The following is a 1,169-nucleotide window of genomic DNA, read 5'->3' as shown; positions in this document are numbered from 1 at the left end:
GGCTGGCCGCCGTGGCCTGCCCGTCGCCGCTCCCAGATGCAACCCTCGGGCCCGCCCCTGCGGAGGTCTACAGCCGTGTCTGGCAACGACGGAAAACAATCCCTCACCAGCCCCATCAACCTCGAGGTCCGCGGCACCCAGCCCGGCGAGGGGATGAAGGCATGGACCCTCTGGCTGAGCGCCATCATCAAGTTCGGCGGCAGCGATCTCATCGTCAAGGCCGACCTGAAGCCCCGCATCCGCCACCGCGGCGTGCTCAAGGACATCGAGACCGACGTCGTCACCATGGACATGATGTTCCAGGTGGCCAAGGACGTCCTCGACGCCGGCCAGCAGGAGGTCTTCAGCAAGAAGGGGTCGATGGACTTCGCGTACGACTACGACGAGAAGAACCGCTTCCGCGTCAACATGTTCATGGCGCGCGGCAAGCCCTCGATCGCGGCCCGACTCATCACCAGCAACATCAAGAAGTTCGAGGACCTCTACCTGCCGCAGAGCCTCGGTGACGTGGCGCTGCAGTCGCAGGGACTGATCCTCTTCGCCGGCGTCACCGGCTCGGGCAAGTCCACCTCCATCGCGGCCATGCTCCAGTACGTGAACGAGCGCCGCAAGGTGCACATCGTCACGATCGAGGACCCGATCGAGTACATCTTCAAGGACGACAAGGCCACCATCAACCAGCGCGAGATCGGCATCGACTGCGTCAACTTCAACGACGCCCTCCGCGCGCTGGTGCGCGAGAACCCGGACATCGCGCTGGTGGGCGAGATGCGCGACTACGAGACCTTCGAGGCCGCCGTGCGCGCCGCCGAGACGGGCCACCTGGTGTTCGGGACCATCCACGCCTCGAGCGCCTGGCAGACCTTCGGCCGCATCTACGACCTGTTCCCGGTGAACGAGCGCGAGCAGATCCGCAAGCTGCTTGCGTACAACCTGCGCGCCATCGTCTACCAGAAGCTCCTGCCCACGCTGCATGCGCACATCCCGCGCATCCCGGCGCTCGAGATCCTGATCAACACCCCCGCGGTCCAGAAGTACATCCTGGAAGGCCGCGAGGGCGAGCTCCTCGACATCATCAAGGGCCGCGACGCCGGGATGATGGACTTCACCACGGCGCTCGTCGAGCTCGTGGAGAAGGAGTTCATCCACCAGAGCGTCGCACTCCAGTC

At 65.1% G+C, this 1,169-nt stretch carries 1 protein-coding gene; it reads left to right on the top strand.

What is annotated here, in order from left to right; genetic code table 11:
* Nucleotides 1-75: 75 nt before the first annotated feature.
* A partial coding sequence (locus EB084_26140; protein ID NDD31745.1) for a PilT/PilU family type 4a pilus ATPase occupies nucleotides 76-1,169 on the top strand: 1,094 nt, incomplete at its 3' end.

The organism is Pseudomonadota bacterium (assembly GCA_010028905.1).
Lineage (GTDB): Bacteria > Vulcanimicrobiota > Xenobia > RGZZ01 > RGZZ01 > RGZZ01.
Note: the sequence above shows the minus strand (reverse complement) of the source record. Positions and strands in the feature narration are given on the sequence as shown.